The following is an 18161-nucleotide window of genomic DNA, read 5'->3' as shown; positions in this document are numbered from 1 at the left end:
CTCAGCCTCCTTGCATCGGCGCCAGCACTTCCAGGTGGTCGCCGTCGGCCAGTTGCGACTTGGCCCGCCTGCTGCGCGCCACAAATATTCCATTCAGCGCGGTGGCAACGGCAGAGCTGGCAAACCCCAGTTCCTCCAGTGCGGCCTCCACGGTGCCGCCCGCAATCTCATGCGGTTTGGCGTTCACGATGATCTTCATCTGATGTCTCCGGTAACAGGTGGTCCGCGGCCTGCTGCGCCATTGCGGGCGCCAGCAGAAATCCGTGCCGGTACAGGCCGTTGAGGTAAAGCGTGCCGTCTTGCTCCAGCAGCCGCGGCAGGTTGCCGGCAAAGGCCGGGCGCAGGCCCGCACCGGTCTCCACCACGCTGGCCTCCGCAAAGGCGGGATGCAGCGCAAAGGCCGCGCTTAGCAGCTCGGCCAATGAGCGCAGGGTGACCGGGCGGTCTGAACTGCTTTCGATCATTGTGCCGCCGATCATGAAATGCCCGTCACCACGGGGCACCAGATACAGCGGCATCCGCGGGTGCAGCAGGCGCAGGGTGCGGCTGACTTCCACCTCCGGGCAGTGCAGGATCGCCATCTCGCCCCGCACCGGGCGCAAGGAAGGCAGCGGTGCCGCCATGCCGGTGCAATCCAGCGTGACGCGGGCCGGGGCAGGGGTGCCATAGCGGACCTCCACCCCCAGCGCCTGCACCTTGGCGCTCAGATCGCGCAATGCGCGCCGCGGGTCCAGATGCGCCTCCTGTTCAAAGAACAATCCTTGCGCAAACCGACCCGCCAGTGCTGGCTCCAGTTCGCCGATCTCTGCCCCGTTCACCCCGCGGTGGGCGGTGGTGCGGCGGGCAAAACGGATCAGCTCTGCGCGGTCGCGGGCTGGTGCCACCACCAGCGTGCCGCGCCTGTGCACCGGTGTGACCTTGGCCCACCAATCGAAGGCGCGGCTGCCGAGGGTGACCACGTCCTCCTCGGCGCTTTCGCGTTCGCACCAGGGCGCCAGCATGCCGCCCGCAAAGCGTGCGACGCTGCCGGCCCCGGGTGCCTTTCCCCGCTCGTAAACGGTCACCGCCGCCCCGCGCTGCGCCAGTTCATAGGCGCAGGCGAGACCGGCGAGGCCCGCGCCTGCGATAGTGATCATTCCGCCGGTTCCGCTGCTTCTGCGGCAGGCACATACAGCTCGCCGCCCTCGCGGAACTTGGCGGCCATCGCCTCCATCCCCTCTTTCTGCGCCTCGGCGCGGATGTCGTGCGAAATCCGCATGGAGCAGAACTTTGGCCCGCACATGGAGCAGAAATGCGCGACCTTGTGGGCTTGTTTCGGCAGGGTCTGGTCATGGAACTCGCGTGCGGTGTCGGGGTCCAGCGACAGGTTGAACTGATCCTCCCAGCGGAACTCGAAGCGGGCGCGGGACAGCGCATCGTCGCGGCGCTGGGCACCCGGCAGACCCTTGGCCAGATCGGCGGCATGGGCGGCGATCTTGTAGGTGATCACGCCGGTCTTCACGTCGTCGCGGTCGGGCAGGCCCAGGTGCTCCTTCGGCGTCACGTAGCACAGCATGGCGCAGCCGAACCAGCCGATCATCGCCGCCCCGATGCCGGACGTGATATGGTCATAGCCCGGCGCGATATCCGTGGTCAGCGGCCCAAGCGTATAGAACGGGGCTTCGTGGCAGCACTCCAGCTGCTTGTCCATGTTCTCCTTGATCTTGTGCATGGCGACATGGCCCGGCCCCTCGATCATCACCTGGCAGTCCTTGGCCCAGGCGATCTTGGTCAGCTCGCCAAGGGTTTCCAGCTCAGCAAACTGCGCCTCGTCATTGGCATCCGCAATGGAGCCGGGGCGCAGCCCGTCGCCCAAGCTGAAGCTGACATCGTACTGGCGGCAGATGTCGCAGATTTCCTCGAAATGCTCATAGAGGAACGATTCCTTGTGATGATGCAGACACCACTTCGCCATGATCGACCCGCCGCGCGAGACGATCCCCGTGACCCGGTTCACCGTCATCGGCACCATGTGCAGACGGACGCCCGCATGGATGGTGAAGTAATCCACCCCCTGTTCCGCCTGTTCGATCAGCGTGTCGCGGAACACTTCCCAGGTCAGGTCCTCGGCGATGCCATTGACCTTCTCCAGGGCCTGGTAGATCGGCACGGTGCCGATGGGAACGGGGGAGTTGCGCACGATCCATTCGCGGGTGTTGTGGATGTTGCGGCCCGTCGACAGGTCCATCACCGTGTCCGCACCCCAGCGGATCGCCCAGACCAGCTTGTCCACCTCTTCCTCCATCGAGGAGGTGACGGCAGAGGTGCCCATATTGGCGTTGATCTTTACCTTGAAATTGCGGCCGATGATCATCGGCTCGATTTCCGGGTGGTTGATGTTGGCCGGGATGATGGCGCGGCCCGCGGCGATCTCCTGGCGCACGAATTCCGGGGTCACGTAGTCCGGGATATTGGCGCCGAAATCATTGCCGTCGCGCTTGGCGTGGCAGGGCGACAGCTCGTGCAGCTGGTTTTCGCGGATCGCCACATACTCCATTTCCGGCGTGACGATACCGGCCCGGGCATAGGCCAGCTGGGTCGGCGCCTTGCCGTCCTTGCCGCGCAGCGGGGCGGGCTTCACCGGGAACTCCGGCGTCAGACGGTCGCCCTCAACAAAGCCGTTATCCTCCGGCTTCACATCGCGGCCCTGGTAGCTCTCGACGTCGCCGCGCGCTTCGATCCACTGGCGGCGCAGCTGCGGCAGGCCCTGGCGGATGTCGGTCAGCACGTCCGGGTCGGTGTAGGGGCCGGAACTGTCATAGACCGGCAGCGGCGCCTCGCCCGCGGTGGGGTGGGTGGAGATTTCCCGCATCGGCACGCGGATATCCTCATGGACCTCGCCGCTGACGTAAATCTTGCGCGACGCGGGCAATGCGCCCGTGGTGATTTTCGGGTTGGGGACGTTCATCTGGTGTTCCTCCGGGCCTTCGGTTCAAAAACACCAATTGAGCCGGGACGGAGGAAAACGGGCAGCGCGGGGTGTACGGCCGGTGCACGCATGCTGCCTGTCCGAAACACAGGTTGCCGCCGGGGCGCCGCGCCATGTTTCTTGCTTCCTACGCCAGTATCAACTGGGTCAGGTTCAAAGGGTCGCGCCGCCGGTCCGGGTTGCCCCGCACCATGACGCCTCTCAGTCCCTTGGGCGGGACTCCCCTGCGTGCCTATAGGGCTAGGGGAGGTGAAGGGTTCGCGTCAACCGGAATTTTTGTAGATAGTTTTTGCGATTTTAAATCAGGTCGTTATCCGGAAATCTTGTGCGGCTCCGGGGCAAATCGCTGCAGTGCGGCTTTGGCGCTTGATTGGTGGTGGCAAAATTATCTATAAAAACCGGAAACGCCATCCGCGCATGGCCAACAGGTATAGAGAACAGGAGACAGCATGCTGGACGCTGCACCCATCCGCACCGACTGGACCCGCGAGGAAGCGGAAGCGATTTATAACAAGCCTTTCATGGACTTACTGTTTCAGGCGCACACCGTGCACCGGCAGTATTTCGACCCCAATCAGGTGCAGAAATCCAAGCTCCTCAGCATCAAGACCGGCGGCTGCGCCGAAGATTGCGCCTATTGCTCGCAGTCGGCGCGCAACGGCGCGCAGCTGTCGGCCTCCAAGCTGATCGAAGTGCAGCGGGTGATCGCCGAGGCCAAGAAAGCCAAAGAAGGCGGCGCGACCCGCTACTGCATGGGCGCCGCCTGGCGCTCGCCCAAGGACCGCGACATGGCGGCGCTGGAGGCAATGGTGCAGGGGGTCAAGGACCTGGGCATGGAAACCTGCATGACCCTGGGCATGCTGGACGAGGAACAGGTGTTCCGCCTGCGTGATGCGGGTCTGGACTACTACAACCACAACATCGACACGTCGGAGCGTTACTACTCCGAGATCATCACCACCCGCACCTTTGCCGACCGTATCGACACCCTGAACCGGGTGCGCGAGGCGGGCATCAAGGTGTGCTCCGGCGGCATCGTCGGCATGGGGGAGAAGCAGTTGGATCGCATCGACATGATGCTGGCGCTGGCAACGCTGGAGGTGCACCCGGATTCGGTTCCCGTCAACATGCTGATCCCGATCGCCGACACGCCGCTGGCCAATGTCGAGAAGCTGGACCCGATCGAATTCGTCCGTTCCGTGGCGCTGGCCCGCATCCTGATGCCGAAGTCCCACGTGCGCCTGTCCGCAGGCCGCACCGACATGTCGGATGAGATGCAGGCGATGTGCTTCTTCGCCGGTGCCAATTCGATCTTTGTCGGCGACACGCTGCTGACTGCGGACAACCCGGAAGAGGACAAGGATCAGCAGCTGTTCGACCGTCTGGGCATCACCGCGATGGCGGTGGGATGTGACGGCAGCCGCTGATGGCGGGCGCCTTCCCGAGGCATGAGAAATCGCTGGAAGCGCTGCGCACGCGCGGACGCTACCGGCAGCTGATGCCGCGGGACGGGCATGACTTTGCCTCCAACGACTACCTTGGGCTGGCGGGCAGCGATGTGCTGCGCGCCGCCGCTGCTGATGCGCTGGCGCGTGGTGTTCCGGTTGGGGCAGGCGGTTCGCGTCTGCTGCGCGGCAACGATGCGGAGCATCAGCTTCTGGAGGCGGAGGCGGCCGCGTTCTTCGGCACCGAGGCGGCGCTGTTCATGGGCGGCGGCTTCAACGCCAACCAGGCGATCTTCTCCACCCTGCCGCAGCAGGGCGATCTGGTGCTCTATGACGCGCTGATCCATGCAAGCACTCACGACGGAATGCGGTTGGGCCGGGCAGAGATCCGCAGCTTTGCGCATGGCGATGTGGAAGACGCGGCGCAGGTGCTGAACGACTGGCGCGCGACGGGCGGCACCGGGCAGGTCTGGATTGCGGTCGAGGCGGTCTATTCAATGGACGGCGACCTCGCCCCGCTGGAGGCGCTGATGGCGCTGTGTGATGCCGAGGGTGGTGTTCTGGTCGTCGATGAGGCGCATTCCTCCGGCGTGTTTGGCGATCTGGGCCGCGGGCTGGCGCATGAAATTGCGCACCGCCCCAACGTCCTGAGCCTTCACACCTGCGGCAAGGCTTTGGGTGCTTCCGGCGCTTTGATCTGCGGTCAGCGGGTGCTGATCGAGACGCTGATCAACAAGGCGCGCGGGTTTATCTTTGCGACCGCTCCGTCACCCTTGAACGCGGCTTTGGTGCGGGCGGCCTTGCAGGAGCTGCAGCAGAACCCGGGCCGCCGCGAACAGGCGTGGCAGGGGATCACCCATGCCCAGGATGAGGCCAAACGCCTCTGCGGGCTGGAAGGGTTCCAAAGCCAGATCTTGCCGGTGGTGATCGGCGGCGACAGACGCACCATGGCGCTGGCCTCCGCCATGCAGGGCCACGGCTATGACATCCGCGGCATCCGACCGCCGACCGTGCCGCGCGGCACCTCGCGGCTGCGGCTGTCGATCACGCTGAACACGGGGGCAGAGGTCATCACCCAGATGTTCGAAGACCTCGTCCGGGAAATGGAGAATGCAGTATGAGCGCGCTGATCGTCACCGGGACCGACACCGGCATCGGCAAGACCGTCTTCTCGGCCGGCCTGGTGCAGGCGCTGGGCGCAACCTACTGGAAGCCGGTACAATCAGGGCTGGAGGAGGAGACCGACAGCCAGACCGTGTCCCGCCTGTCGGGCCGCCCGGCATTGCCTGAGGGTTATCTGCTGCAGCTGCCTGCCTCGCCGCATCTGTCGGCAGAGGCCGAAGGCGTGGAGATCGATCCGGATACGTTGTCTTTGCCCGAAGTTGACGGCGTGCTGGTGGCCGAGGGCGCAGGCGGGTTGATGGTGCCGCTGAACCGCGAGGTGCTGTATCTCGACCTGTTTGCCCGCTGGGGCGCGCCGGTGATCCTCTGCGCGCGCACGCAGCTGGGCACGATCAACCATACGCTCCTGTCGCTGAAGGCACTGCGCGATGCGGGCTGCTCGGTGGTGGGCGCGGCCTTTATCGGCGATGCGGAGCCTGCGGTGGAAGAAACCATCTGCCAGTTCGGTCAGGTGGCGCATCTGGGCCGTCTGCCGGTACTGGGCGAGCTGACCTCTGACGCCCTGGCCGTCGCCTTCCAGGCCAGCATCCGGGTGGACCTGATCAAGGAGGCTTTGGCATGAGCGCATCCGATCTCACCCAGCTCGAATTCGACCAGCGGCACCTCTGGCACCCCTATACCAATGTCGCCAAGCCCGGTCCGACCTTTGTGGTGAAGGAAAGCGAGGGCATGTACATCACCCTGGACGACGGCACCCGGCTGATAGACGCCATGTCGTCCTGGTGGTGCATGATGCACGGCCACAAAAACCCGGCGATCACCAAGGCAATTCACGACCAGCTCGACACCCTCCCGCATGTGATGTTCGGCGGGCTGACCCATGATCCGGCCATCGACTTGGGCCGCAAGCTGCTGGAGATCACGCCCGAAAGCCTCACCCGCATCTTCTACTGCGACAGCGGGTCGGTTTCGGTGGAGGTGGCGATGAAGATGGCAGTGCAGTACCAGCACGCCATCGGCCAGGCAGAGCGCAAGGAGTTTGCCACTATCCGCTCCGGCTATCACGGCGATACCTGGAAGGCGATGAGCGTCTGCGACCCGGACACCGGCATGCACCACCTGTTTCAGGGCGCGCTCAGCGTGCAGCACTTCGTTTCCCGCCCGCCGATCCGCATCCATGAGGACTGGGTGGACGACCCGGCGCAGAACGGCCTGGGCGAGCTGCGGGCAGTGCTGGAAGCCAATGCGCAGAAGATCGCCGCCTTTATTCTGGAGCCCGTGGTGCAGGGCACCGGCGGCATGTATTTCTATCACCCGGAATATCTGAACCAGGCCAGGCGCTTGTGCGACGAGCTGGGTATCCTTCTCATCTTTGACGAGATCGCCACCGGCTTTGGCCGCTCGGGGGAGTTGTTTGCAACCAATTTCAGCAGTGTCGAGCCGGACATTATCTGTCTCGGCAAGGGGCTGACCGGCGGCCATATCTCTTTCGCCTGCACCATGACCAATGACCGCGTGGCGGAGGGCATCGGCGGCGGTAATCCGGGGCTGTTCATGCACGGGCCGACCTATATGGGCAACCCGCTGGCCTGCGCCGCGGCAGAGGCCTCGCTGGACCTACTGACGGGGCAGGATTGGCGCGGGACAGTGGCGGCAATTGGCGAACAGATGCAGGCCGAACTGGCCCCGGCCCGCGAACTGACTAACGTGGCGGACGTGCGGGTGCTGGGCGCCATCGGCGTGATCGAGATGAAGCACCGGGTGTCGGCGGACGAGGCCCATGCCCGCGCCCATGAAATGGGCGTGTTCCTGCGCCCCTTCGGCACCAACATTTATACCATGCCGCCCTTCATCACCTCGCCGGAGCAGCTGAGCGAGATCACCGCAGGCATGCTGCGGCTGGCGCGGGAGCTGTAATTCATGGAGTTCCGCTGGCTCAAACAGGACAGTGCGGCCGAGGCCATCGTGGTCTTCGGCGGCTGGGCTGTGGGGCCGGAGGTGTTCTGGCATCTGGACGGCCCGCAGGACATCCTGTTTGCCAGCGGTTACACCAGCCTGAACGCCGAACTGCCTGACCTGTCCCGCTATGGGCGGGTCAGCCTGCTGGCTTGGTCGTTCGGCGTTGCCTCTTATGCCCATTGGCAGCAGGGGCGGCCCGATCCGTTTGACCGCAAGGCGGCGGTGAATGGCAGCCTGCAGCCGGTGAACCGCGCCGCGGGCATTCCGCCCGCTGTCTTCCGCCGCACGGTGGAGACCCTGAGCCCGGAAAGCTATCAGCAGTTCCTGGCCCGTGTGTTCGGTGCCCCGCAGAAAGCCGAAGCGCTGAACGTGGAGGCGCGGCGGGCAGAGCTATTGGCGGTTGAGCGCCGCGGGGACGCACCGCAGATGCGGTTCAGCCGGGTCTGGATCAGTTCCGGCGACAAGATCTTTCCGCCGGCCAATCTTTCACGCGCCTGGGCCGGGCATAACGTCTCGCATCTGGACGCGCCGCATGCACCGTTTGACCGGTTTTCTCAATGGGAGGAGCTGTTCTGATGAAAGACATGCAGCCCCCGCAACTGGATCAGACCCGCGTCCGTCAGAGCTTCCGGCGCGGGCTGGAGAGCTATCACGGCTCGGCCTCGGTGCAGGCGGATATTGCGGGCCGGCTGGCTGCGATGCTGCAGCAGCAGGGCGCGCCGCGGCGTTTCGCCTCTGTCCTGGAGTTCGGCTGCGGAACCGGCCATCTGACGCGGCAGCTGCTGCAGCGTTTTCAGGCGGGCAGCCTGATTCTGAACGATCTGGTGCCGGAGGCCGCACAGGTGCTGCAGGCGCTGGATGGTGCAGCCCCGGTACAGGCCCGGTTTGCGGGCGGCCCGATCGAAAGCTTGCCGCTGCCGCACGCACTGGATCTGATTGCCTCTGCCTCTACCGTGCAATGGATCCCGGATTTGACGGGCCTCGCCGCGCGGCTGGCGGCGCACCTGAAACCGGGCGGCTGGCTGGCGCTGTCCGGCTTTGGCCGCGGCCAGTTCCGCGAGCTGGCGGCGCTGGGGTCTGCAGCCGCGGCGCCCAGCTATCTGGACGCGGATGAATGGCCGGCGGTCCTGCCGCAAGGGATGCAGATCCTGGAAATTGCACAGCGCCCGGTGGTGCTGGAGTTCAGCTCTGCACTGCACCTGTTGAAGCACTTGCGTCAGACCGGCGTGAACGGCCACGCCCAGCAAAGCTGGAGCCGCAGGCGCCTGCGGGAGTTCGAAGAGGCCTACCGCGCGCGTTTCGGCTGCAATGGCACGCTGCCGCTGACCTATGATCCGGTGCTGCTGATCGCCCGCAAAAGCTCTTGAGCTGAACCGCTGCGCTTTCTGCAAGTTTTAGGTTTTTTCCTGCCTGGCCGGGCCGCGGTTTCCGGGCAACGTTAATCTTTATCAACTCCGGCCTGTTATCCCGGGAGGCGGAGCTGTGCTGAGGCGCGGCGTGTGGGACGACTGGCAGTACGGGAGTTACGCCAATGAAAATCAAATTGATTGCCGCGGCGATTGCGGCGCTGGCGGTCTCGGGGGCCGCCGAAGCAGCTGATATGGGGGACGTGGAAGCTCCGATCAGGCTGTCGCTGAACAACTGGACCGGCCAGCACCTGTCCACCTATATCGCCGGCGGCATTCTGGAAGAGGCTGGCTACACCGTGGAGTATGTGGAGGCGGATCAGGGCGCAATGTATGACGAAATTGCCTCTGGCGATGTGCATGCGATGGTCGAAATTTGGACCAGCAGCAGCCCGGCAGACTATTTCGCGGCCCGTGATGAAAACCGGGTTGAGGAACTTGGCGATATGGGGCTGGACGCGCGCAATGGCGTCGTCTTCCCGCCGTATGTCGCGCAGATGTGCCCTGGTCTGCCCAACTGGGAGGCGCTGCGCGATTGCGCCGGCATCTTCTCAGAAGATGGCAATGGCAAGCGCGGGATCTACCTGGCCTATCCGGAATCCTGGGGTTCGCCTGGTGCCGACCGCATCCGGGCGCTGGAACTGCCGTTTGACGTGGTCGCGGCCGAATCCGAGGCTGCGATGATCGAAGAGTTTCAACAGGCCTACAGGGAAAAACGCCCGGTGATCGCCACATTCTGGGCGCCGCACTGGGCGATGTCCTCCTATGCGCTGCAGTTCGTGCGCCTGCCCAAGCCGGAACCCGCCTGCTACACCGATCCGTCCTGGGGGCCGAACCCCAAAGCCACCGGCGATTGCGACTTCTACCGCGGCGGGGTGATGAAGGCGAGCTGGCCCGGGCTCAAGGATCGCTGGCCGGCGGCATACGAGATCCTGAAAAACTATCAGCTCAGCATCTGGGATCAGCAGCCGCTGATCGGCCTTGTGGATGTCCGTGGTGAAACCCCGCAGGGGGCTGCGCGCGGCTGGCTGGCGGTGAACCGCGCTAAATGGCTGCCGGTTGTCGAGGCGGCAACAGGCAAGGGCCGGTCCTGAACAGGCAATCGTCCCGGAATCGAACGACAGCGCTCCTGCTGATACGGGGGCGCTGTTCTTGCGTCTGAACGCCTGGATAGCAGTCGGCAATCCGTTTGGGCAAACCCCGGCTTGCCCTCAGGTTGATTCCGGATCTTGTCTGTTTGCACAAAATCTTGAACCGTCAATCAAAATATTTCCCCAATTGCGTCGCATTTGCTCGACAACGGGTCGTAAAATGTTTCAATACTTGCATTATCCCCGGCCACACTTGGGGCATCGGCGCCTGGCGGCAAAGGCAAGATTTGCCATTGATGCCGTGCTGGTGCCACGAACCGCTGGGTTCCAATGACGCGCAAGACCTCAAAACGGGCGGCGCAGCAACAATGACAGGGAGTATTGATATGAACTTCAAGGGATATGCGCTTGCACTGAGCGCCGCAACATTGACGGTTGCCGCAGGCATCGCCTCCGCGGCTGAGCTGGGGGATACCGGCAAGCCGATCAAACTGGCAGTGAACGAATGGACCGGCCAGCATGTGACCACCCACATCGCGGGCGAAATGCTCAAGGCCGCGGGCTATGATGTGGAATACGTTTCCGCCGGAATGATGAACCAGTTTCAGGCGATTGCCGATGGCGACATCCACGCGACGCTGGAAATCTGGTCCTCCAACGTGTCCGACGAATACGCCAAGAAGGTCGAGGAAGGCACTGTTGTTGAATTGGGCGATCTGGAGCTGAATGCACGTGAAGGCATTGCCTATCCGGCGCATGTGGCTGAGATCTGCCCCGGCCTGCCGGCCTGGGAGGCGCTGAAGGATTGCGCCGCGCAATTCGCCACCGCTGAGACCCTGCCGGAAGGCCGCTTGGTTGACTATCCGGCCGACTGGGGCACGCCGGGCGCCGACCGCATGACCGGTCTGGCGCTGCCGTTCAAGGCGGTGCCTGCAGGTTCCGAGGCCGCGCTGATCGTCGAACTGCGCGCCGCGACCGAGCGCAAGACGCCGCTGCTGGTCACTTTCTGGCAGCCGCATTGGGCGATGTCGGCCTATGACGTGAAATTCGTCGACCTGCCGCCGGGTGAGGATGCCTGCTTCTCCGATCCGGCCTGGGGCCCGAACCCCGATGCGGTGAACGATTGCGACTTCTCGCCCTCGCGCATCTTCAAGGCCGCCTGGTCCGGCACTGAGGAAACCTGGCCCGCAGCGTTTGAGATCCTGTCGAACTACACTCTGGCCGTTGAGGACCAGCAGCCCATGATGGGTGCGGTCGATGTGGACGGCGGCAAGGTCGAGGAGGTCGTTGCCGAATGGATGGCCGCCAACGAGGATAAATGGCGCCCGGTTGTCGACGCCGCCATCAAGTGAGCACAGCCAAGTGAGCGGCTCTGAGACGCCCGCCATCACCTGCCGGAACGTCTGGCAGGTGTTTGGCAACAATGCAGACAGCGCCTTGGAAGAGGCGCTGGCGCAGCACGAAACACCCGAAGCGGCAGCGCAGGAGCTACGCGGCAAGGGGCTGATCCCCGCTGTTCAGGACGCCTCCTTTGACGTGAAGGAGGGGGAGCTGTTTGTGATCATGGGGCTGTCTGGCTCCGGCAAATCCACCCTGATCCGCTGCATCTCTCACCTGCTGCACGCCACCGGCGGCGAAATCCGCATCGACGGCGAAAACATCGTTGAGGCCAGCCCCAAGCGGCTGATTGAGCTGCGCCGCAAGAAGCTGGGCATGGTGTTCCAGCACTTCGGCCTGTTTCCGCATATGAGCGTGGCCGACAACGTCGCCTACCCTCTGCGCGTGCAGGGGGTGAAGAAAAAGCAGCGGCTGGCCAAGGCGCAGGAAGTGATTGATCTGGTTGGCCTTGGCGGACGCGAAAAGAACTACCCGCGTGAGCTGTCCGGAGGCCAGCGCCAGCGCGTCGGCATCGCCCGTTCGCTAGTGGCGGACTGTTCAGTCTGGTTCCTGGATGAACCGTTCTCGGCCCTGGACCCGCTGATCCGGCGGCAGCTGCAGGATGAATTCCTGGAGATCCAGGCCAAGCTCAAGACCACCATCGTTTTTATCACCCATGACATCAACGAGGCGCTGAAGCTCGCCGACCGCATCGCGATCATGCGCGACGGCAAGGTGGTGCAGATCGGCACGCCCGCTGACATCGTGCTGCGCCCGGTTGATGATTATGTGCGTGAGTTCTCCAAGGACGTGGCCAAGGGCCAGCATGCGCATGTGTCCTCGGTGATGCAGCCGGGCGAGCACCATGTTCACGGCGCCGACGATCCCGGCCTGCGGCAGGACATGACGCTGGACGCCGCACTGGCGCGCTGCATGGAGCTGTACGAGCCAGTGCCTGTCCGCACGGCTGAGGGCAAGCTGGTCGGCGTGGTGAACCCGGCGGATCTGGCCGCGGCGCTGCAGGTGGAACAGGGCTGATGGCGGGTCTTACAAAAGGCTCGATCGCGGCGCTGTTCGCGGCGGCAGTTGGCGCTCTGTGCCTGCTGCTCGAAAGCAGTGCGCCGTGGCTGGTCAAATTCCCCGCCGCCTGGGTGCTGCCCGCCACCGAATGGGTCGGCGCCGCCATGGAATGGTTCCTGGCGCTGATCAAACCCGCCGCGCGCAGTTTTTCGGCGCTGATGTTCTATCCGATGGAAGCCGCGAATTACGTGCTGAGCAACACGCCCTGGCCGCTGGTCATCTGCGCCGCAACGGCGCTGGCCTGGATACTGGGCGGGGTGCGGATGGCGCTGATGGCGGTGGTGGGCCTCGGCTTTGTGCTGGCCTCGGGATATTGGCCCGAAAGCATGAACACCCTGGCGCTGGTTGCCGTCTCTGTGCCGCTGGCACTGATCATCGGCGGCGGTATCGGCATCCTTGCCAATGAATACCCCCGCATCCGCCAGCCAGTGCAGGCGGTGCTCGACATCATGCAGACGGTGCCGACCTTTGCTTATCTCACGCCGTTGCTGGTGCTGTTCGGCTTCGGGCCCGTGGTGGGCCTCATCGCCTCCGCCATCTATGCGGCACCGCCGATGGCCCGCAATGTACTCTTGGGGCTGGAAAGGGTGGAGCCGGAGATCAAGGAAGCCGCCGTCATGTCTGGCGGCACGCGGCTGCAGCAACTGTTCCAGTGCGAGATCCCTTCGGCCGGGCAGCAAATCATGGTGGGCGTCAACCAATGCCTGATGGCGGCGCTGTCGATGGTGATCATCGCCGCCGTGATCGGCGGCTTTGACGACATCGGCTGGGAAGTCCTGCTGACCATGCGCAAGGCGCAGTTCGGGCAGAGCCTGCTGGCGGGCTCGGTGATTGTGGTCTTCGCAATCCTGATCGACCGGATGAGCGGCACCCTGACCCAGGACGGGCGCGGCAAACACAATCCGCGTGTCGCCTGGGGCATCCTGGCGCTGGGCGTGCTGGTTAGCGCGGCCTTCTGGGGCAGCATTCAGCAGCCTGGCTCTTATGCCTTGTTCAACCCGGTGGCGGACAGCATGGACCGGGGGCTGTCGGCGTTCACCACCGCCAATGCTGACACATTGACCGCGCTCAAGAATAACGTGCTGTTCTATGTGCTGCTGCCGCTGCGGATCGGGCTGGATCAGGCGGTGCTGCCCTTCACCTGGGGCTTTGCCTGGACACCGGCGATGAGTGCGGCGCTGTTTACGGCGGGTGCCGCGGCTGGCGTGGTCTTTGCGCTGCGTAACCAGATGGCGCTGGGCGTGATGCTGCTGATTGCCGCCGGAATGCTGGAAACCGGCATTTCGCAGTTGCCCTGGCCCTTTGTGCTGGTTGGCGCGGGTGCACTGGCCTGGGTCGCAGGCGGGCGCGGGCTGGCGATCCTGACGGTCGTGCTGCTGGGCACCATTCTGCTTTCGGGCCTGTGGGAGCGTGCGCTGCTGTCTCTCTATCTCTCCGGCGCGGCAGTCTTTGCCTGCGCGGTGATGGGTGGGGCCATCGGCCTTGCATCGGCGGTCTCGCCCAGTGTCTGGCGCGTGGTGCGCCCGATCTGCGACATGCTGCAGACAATCCCGCTGTTCGTGTTCCTGATCCCTGTGCTGATGGTGTTCCAGATCGGCGAGTTCTCTGCCTTCCTGGCGATCATTGCTTATGCCATCGTGCCGATGATCCGCTACACCCGGCACGGGTTGGTCTCAACGCCGGAGGAGATGATCGAGGCCGCCACCGCCTCTGGCGCCACCAGATGGCAGATGCTCAAGGATATCCGCGCGCCTTATGCGGCGCCCTCAATCCTGCTGGGCCTCAATCAGACCATTCTCTATGCTTTTGCAATGCTGGTTATTGCGGCGCTGATCGGCACCACCGGCCTTGGCCAGTCGATCTATCTGGCTTTGGGGCAGGCGGATGTCGGGCTGGGTATTTCCGCCGGTGCGGCGATGGCGATCCTTGCCCTGATTGCCGACCGCATGGTGCAGGGCTTTGCAGAGGATCGGCGCAAGGCGCTGGGGCTTTAACCGCCATGGCACCGTGAGAAAGGGCGCCCCAGCGGCGCCCTTTTTTGATCTGGGGCAACGTTATAGACTGCCAACCCGACTATAGCTGCACACACGACCGAACTGTATCCGGAGAGACCCCGATGGGTTGGCTAGAATTCACCGTCGCACTTATGTTGTTTCTGGCCAGCCACGCGATCCCCGTGCGCCCGCCGGTGCGGCCCTGGCTGGTTAGCCGCCTGGGGCTGCGCGGTTACATCATCGCTTACAGTGTGCTGTCGCTGATGATCCTGGCCTGGCTGGTCGTAGCCGCCGCACGGGCGCCGTATGTCGGCGTACTGCCCTATTGGGAGGGCTTCCGCTGGGTGCCGCTCTTGGTGATGCCGCTGGCCTGTCTGCTGGCCGTTGCTGGCATGACGCGGCAAAACCCTTTCAGCTTCGGCGGGCTGGGCATCGCACCCTTCGACCCGGCGGACCCCGGCATTCTGGCTGTCAGCCGCCATCCGCTGCTGGCGGCAATGGCGCTCTGGGCGGGGGCACACTTGCTTGCAAATGGCGATCTGGCGCATGTGATCCTGTTCGGCCTGTTTGCGGGCTTTGCCTGGATGGGCATGGCGCTGATCGACAGACGCAAGCAGCGCCGGATGGGGCAGGGCGAATGGCACCGCCTCAGCCGCAACACTGCGCGGCTGAACCTCGCCCACTTGCGGCCCTCGGGCAGCGAGACCGTGTTGGCTGCGGCGGTATTCCTGGCGCTTCTGCTGTTGCACGCCCCCGTCATCGGTTTCAACCCGATGCCCTGGTAGGGCTTGACCCTGGCACCTGCATGACCACCTATGAAATGACACGAGACTGGAGAGAACAACTGATGCACCTGGCCTATGTGATGACCGAAGAACGCGGTGCCACCGACCGTTTGCTGAGCGAGCTGGCGGATCGGCTGCAGGCCAAGGGTATCCGCCTGGCCGGCATCGTGCAGACCAATGTGGAATGCTACGACAAGGAGCTTTGCGACATGGATGTGCGGGTGCTGCCGGACGGCGAAACCATCCGCATTTCGCAATCCCTGGGCGCGGGCGCCCGCGGCTGCCGCCTGAACCCTGAAGCACTGGAACAGGCAGTGGGACAGGTCTCTGCCACCCTGCAGTCGGACCCGCCACCGCAGCTGCTGATCGTCAACAAGTTTGGCAAGCACGAGGCCGACGGGCGCGGCATGCGGCCCATCATCGGCGAGGCTCTGGCGCTGGGCATCCCGGTGATTTCTGGCGTCAACAAGATGAACGTGGAGCCGTTCCAAACCTTCGCCGACGGCATGGCGGTGGCGGCAGGTCCGGATCTTGATGCGCTGGCTGAGTGGGCGGAGCGGGCCGTGGCCGAGTCTGTCTGACTGGCAGATTACCCTTTAAAGTCAATCGGAAGGCCCGCGAAGTTCACGCGGGCTTTTTGCTGCGTGGCACGGGTGGACAGCCTGTCCAGCTTGCTGCTGAACCACCATCGTCTAGTCTGAAAAAGAGAGAAGATGGTGGGCGACCCTGGAATCGAACCAGGCGTGCGTCTCCGCGAGGGAGTTACAGTCCCCTGCCACACCTTGCGGCCTGTCGCCCACTGTCAGTTGCGTGTTGCACCTGATGTGGAGGCGTGATTACAAGCAGGCCAAAGGGGCGTCAACCGGAAAAACGCAAGTTTTTTGCGCGCCCCGCAAATTCTTTCTGCCGGAGAGCAAAATGTCCAAGAAACCCAAGTGGGTCGTCGAAAAAGAGCAAGCCAGGAAGGCTGCTTCAGCGGAAACCGTCTGGCTGTTCGGGCTGCATGCGGTGCGCGATGCGCTGCTCAATCCCAAGCGCGAGAAGCTGCGCCTGATGGTGACAATGAATGCGCAATCAAAGCTCGCGGATGCCGTTGCAGAGTCCGGCATCGAGGCTGAGGTCATCGACCCGCGCAAGTTCAATCCGCCGATCGATCCGCAGTCGGTGCATCAGGGCGCGGCGCTGGAAGTGAAGCCCTTGAACTGGGGCGGGCTGGCCGAAAACTGCATCGGACGCGAAGCGCCCCGCGTACTGCTTTTGGACCGGGTCACCGACCCGCACAATGTCGGCGCCATCCTGCGTTCAGCTGAGGTGCTGGGCGCCAGCGCCGTGATCGGCACCCGCCACCACTCAGCACCCGAAACCGGCGCGCTGGCCAAAACCGCCAGCGGTGCGCTGGAGCGCCAGCCCTATCTGCGGATGCGTAACCTGGCCGATACCATTGCCGAGCTGCAGAACATGGGGTTCATCGTGCTTGGCTTGGATGGCGAAGCAGATCAGACCATCGAATCCGCTTTGGAGGGAAAGCAGCACCTGCCGGTGGCCCTGGTTCTGGGGGCCGAAGGGCCGGGCCTGCGGCAGAAGACCAAAGAAACCGTGGACGCACTCGTCAAGATCGACGCCGCGGGCGGCTTTGGTTCGCTTAATGTCTCCAACGCAGCTGCCATCGCGCTCTACGCCTCAATAGCGCGCTAGCCCGCCGTATGGTCCGTCACGGGGCGATCACATCTGCGTATGCTCTCTTTGCAAGGACAGAGCGGTACGGCAGAGTTGGAAGCCTGTTACGGATTGAAAAGGAGAGCATCTTGGCCTTGCGTCTGGTCCTGATGTCAGTTGCGGCAATTTTTCTTTCCCTGGCCAATGCGGCCAGGGCGGACATGGCAGTGTTCTCCTCCGGCGGCGGCGTGGCGATCGGCGGTTACGATGCGGTGGCCTTCTTTGAGCGGGGCACGGCAGAACCGGGGCGGCGCAGTCATGCCGTGATGTGGAAAGGGGTCGTCTGGCGCTTTGCCTCCGCCGGCAACCAGGCCCGGTTTGAGGCGAATCCCCGCGCCTATGCCCCGGCCTTTGGCGGTTATTGCGCCTATGCGATGTCCCAGGGGCGGGTCCACTCCGGCGATCCGGAAATCTGGGCTATCGTGGATGGAGAACTGTTTCTGCTGAACAACCATAGAGTTCACCAGCTGTGGCAGGCAGATCAGGTGCAGATGATTGCGGCCGGTAACAACCATTGGCCGGCGGTGCTGCGCAGATAGCTTGTCACCTCACAAATTCGCGATCACCTCTTTTTTTTCTCAGACTGTGACCCATATTCAATACAGACTGCGGAGTGGAACCACCGCAGATCTTTTTCACTGTCCCTCGTTCCATACCTGGCGCCCGGTTTTTCCGGGCGCTTTTTTATTTTCCGCCAGAGAAACCCGCTTTGCCGCGGCTGCCGCCGCAGCTAGGGTGCGGGCATGAAAGATTACAGCGACGAGCATCTGAAGACGGTCCTGCAAAAGGCCAAAACCGTGGCGGTGGTGGGCGTGTCGATGAATCCGGTGCGCCCCAGCTACTATGTAGCGCGGTACCTGGGTCTCAAGGGGTTCCGGGTGCTTCCGGTCAACCCGGGTCATGCCGGCAAGACGCTGTTCGGAGAGCCGGTGCGGGCCAGCTTGTCGGAAATTGATCTGCCGGTGGACATGGTCGACATCTTCCGCCGCTCCGAGGCGGTGCCGCCAGTCGTGGACGAAGCACTGGAGGCGTTTCCCATGCTGCAGACCATTTGGATGCAAATCGGGGTGGAACACGCCGAGGCGGCCGCCAAGGCCGAGGCGCGCGGGGTGACTGTTATCCAGAACCGCTGCCCCAAGATCGAGTACCAGCGCCTGTTCGGCGAGCTGCGCATGGGCGGCTTTGCTACCGGAATCATTTCCTCAAAACTTTGACGTC

At 63.9% G+C, this 18161-nt stretch carries 18 protein-coding genes, 1 tRNA gene and 1 riboswitch; of the genes, 15 read left to right on the top strand and 4 right to left on the bottom strand.

What is annotated here, in order from left to right; all coding sequences use genetic code 11:
• Position 1: 1 nt before the first annotated feature.
• The 3 genes from thiS to thiC are packed head-to-tail and all read right to left on the bottom strand — an operon-like array spanning position 2 to position 2947.
• The gene (gene thiS / locus AC5STB_RS00510) at positions 2-199 is read right to left on the bottom strand and encodes a sulfur carrier protein ThiS (RefSeq protein ID WP_495441022.1); all 198 of its coding nucleotides are present in this window, start codon (positions 197-199) and stop codon (positions 2-4) included.
• Complete coding sequence (locus tag AC5STB_RS00505; protein WP_495441021.1) at positions 168-1136, bottom strand: FAD-dependent oxidoreductase; 969 nt, start codon at positions 1134-1136, stop codon at positions 168-170. Before AC5STB_RS00505 ends, thiS begins: the two co-directional genes overlap by 32 nt.
• On the bottom strand, positions 1133-2947 hold the full coding sequence (thiC, locus tag AC5STB_RS00500) for a phosphomethylpyrimidine synthase ThiC (protein WP_495441020.1): 1815 nt from the start codon (positions 2945-2947) through the stop codon (positions 1133-1135). The genes AC5STB_RS00505 and thiC overlap by 4 nt, the downstream gene beginning before the upstream one ends.
• A gap of 128 nt (positions 2948-3075) precedes the next feature.
• A riboswitch (TPP riboswitch) is annotated at positions 3076-3204 on the bottom strand.
• A 213-nt stretch (positions 3205-3417) separates the two neighbouring features.
• Between thiC and bioB the strand changes: the two genes are divergently transcribed.
• From bioB to AC5STB_RS00440, 12 genes are all read left to right on the top strand, one after another.
• Positions 3418-4395 (top strand): biotin synthase BioB, encoded by a 978-nt coding sequence (gene bioB, locus AC5STB_RS00495; protein ID WP_495441019.1) that lies wholly within the window; start codon positions 3418-3420, stop codon positions 4393-4395.
• Complete coding sequence (locus AC5STB_RS00490; RefSeq protein ID WP_495441018.1) at positions 4395-5534, top strand: 8-amino-7-oxononanoate synthase; 1140 nt, start codon at positions 4395-4397, stop codon at positions 5532-5534. Before bioB ends, AC5STB_RS00490 begins: the two co-directional genes overlap by 1 nt.
• Positions 5531-6157, top strand: a complete 627-nt coding sequence (gene bioD, locus AC5STB_RS00485; protein WP_495441016.1) for a dethiobiotin synthase — start codon at positions 5531-5533, stop codon at positions 6155-6157. The genes AC5STB_RS00490 and bioD overlap by 4 nt, the downstream gene beginning before the upstream one ends.
• Positions 6154-7452 carry an adenosylmethionine--8-amino-7-oxononanoate transaminase gene (bioA, locus tag AC5STB_RS00480; protein ID WP_495441015.1) on the top strand — a complete coding sequence of 433 codons (1299 nt, stop codon included), beginning with the start codon at positions 6154-6156 and terminating at the stop codon, positions 7450-7452. The genes bioD and bioA overlap by 4 nt, the downstream gene beginning before the upstream one ends.
• A gap of 3 nt (positions 7453-7455) precedes the next feature.
• Entirely contained in the window at positions 7456-8070 is a 615-nt protein-coding gene (locus AC5STB_RS00475) for a pimeloyl-ACP methyl esterase BioG family protein (protein WP_495441014.1), read from the top strand.
• Entirely contained in the window at positions 8070-8861 is a 792-nt protein-coding gene (gene bioC, locus AC5STB_RS00470) for a malonyl-ACP O-methyltransferase BioC (RefSeq protein ID WP_495441013.1), read from the top strand. Before AC5STB_RS00475 ends, bioC begins: the two co-directional genes overlap by 1 nt.
• 164 nt (positions 8862-9025) lie before the next feature.
• Positions 9026-9994, top strand: coding sequence for an ABC transporter substrate-binding protein (locus AC5STB_RS00465; protein ID WP_495441012.1), 969 nt, complete (start codon positions 9026-9028; stop codon positions 9992-9994).
• A gap of 383 nt (positions 9995-10377) precedes the next feature.
• Positions 10378-11343, top strand: a complete 966-nt coding sequence (locus AC5STB_RS00460; RefSeq protein ID WP_495441011.1) for an ABC transporter substrate-binding protein — start codon at positions 10378-10380, stop codon at positions 11341-11343.
• Between the two features lie 10 nt (positions 11344-11353).
• Positions 11354-12406 carry a quaternary amine ABC transporter ATP-binding protein gene (locus tag AC5STB_RS00455; RefSeq protein WP_495441010.1) on the top strand — a complete coding sequence of 351 codons (1053 nt, stop codon included), beginning with the start codon at positions 11354-11356 and terminating at the stop codon, positions 12404-12406.
• A complete protein-coding gene (locus AC5STB_RS00450) occupies positions 12406-14442 on the top strand; it encodes an ABC transporter permease (RefSeq protein ID WP_495441009.1) in 2037 nt (678 codons plus the stop codon). Before AC5STB_RS00455 ends, AC5STB_RS00450 begins: the two co-directional genes overlap by 1 nt.
• Before the next feature lie 122 nt (positions 14443-14564).
• Positions 14565-15227: an NnrU family protein gene (locus AC5STB_RS00445; protein ID WP_495441007.1), complete on the top strand. Its 663-nt coding sequence runs from the start codon at positions 14565-14567 to the stop codon at positions 15225-15227.
• Positions 15228-15289: 62 nt separating this feature from the next.
• Positions 15290-15808 (top strand): DUF2478 domain-containing protein, encoded by a 519-nt coding sequence (locus AC5STB_RS00440; RefSeq protein WP_495444546.1) that lies wholly within the window; start codon positions 15290-15292, stop codon positions 15806-15808.
• A gap of 133 nt (positions 15809-15941) precedes the next feature.
• On the opposite strand, the gene AC5STB_RS00435 is transcribed toward AC5STB_RS00440, so the two are convergent.
• Positions 15942-16025: transfer RNA gene (locus AC5STB_RS00435), tRNA-Tyr, on the bottom strand.
• Between the two features lie 120 nt (positions 16026-16145).
• Here AC5STB_RS00435 and rlmB point away from each other — a divergent pair.
• The 3 genes from rlmB (at position 16146) to AC5STB_RS00420 (ending at position 18157) form a co-directional block, all read left to right on the top strand.
• The gene (gene rlmB / locus AC5STB_RS00430; RefSeq protein ID WP_495441006.1) at positions 16146-16922 is read left to right on the top strand and encodes a 23S rRNA (guanosine(2251)-2'-O)-methyltransferase RlmB; all 777 of its coding nucleotides are present in this window, start codon (positions 16146-16148) and stop codon (positions 16920-16922) included.
• Between the two features lie 110 nt (positions 16923-17032).
• On the top strand, positions 17033-17482 hold the full coding sequence (locus tag AC5STB_RS00425; RefSeq protein WP_495441005.1) for a YHS domain-containing (seleno)protein: 450 nt from the start codon (positions 17033-17035) through the stop codon (positions 17480-17482).
• A gap of 204 nt (positions 17483-17686) precedes the next feature.
• Complete coding sequence (locus AC5STB_RS00420) at positions 17687-18157, top strand: CoA-binding protein (protein WP_495441004.1); 471 nt, start codon at positions 17687-17689, stop codon at positions 18155-18157.
• The last annotated feature ends 4 nt before the right edge of the window (positions 18158-18161 follow it).

It is taken from the genome of Leisingera sp. CC-HEC093 (genome assembly GCF_059429195.1).
The sequence above is the reverse complement of the archived record's forward strand: the minus strand, read 5'-3'. Positions and strand labels throughout refer to the sequence as shown.